At 68.4% G+C, this 275-nt stretch carries 1 protein-coding gene; it reads right to left on the reverse strand.

The window, feature by feature from the left end:
• Positions 1 to 275 (reverse strand): acyl-CoA synthetase family protein (locus SB658_RS23810; protein WP_410602783.1); only part of this gene is annotated, 275 nt, incomplete at both ends.

Consider the following 275-nt stretch of genomic DNA (forward strand, 5'->3'; position numbering starts at 1 on the left):
GTTCCGCCCGCCGAATGGCGCACCGCAACGGTTGCCGCCGTGACGGCCGAGAGATTCTGCAGCGCGGCCTCGACCTCACCGAGCTCGATCCGGCGCCCGCCGATCTTCACCTGATCATCCGCGCGTCCCTGGAAGACGAGCCCCGCGTTCTCGAGGCGCACGAGGTCGCCCGATCGGTATGCCCGCTCCCAGCCGAGCGTCGGCATGGGCGCATACTTCTCAGCGTCCTTCACGGGATCCAGATACCGTGCGAGCCCCACTCCGCCGATGATGAG

The sequence above is a fragment of the Bacillus sp. SIMBA_008 genome, from assembly GCF_046535495.1.
In the GTDB taxonomy this organism is placed as follows: Bacteria; Bacillota; Bacilli; order Bacillales; family Bacillaceae; genus Bacillus; species Bacillus subtilis.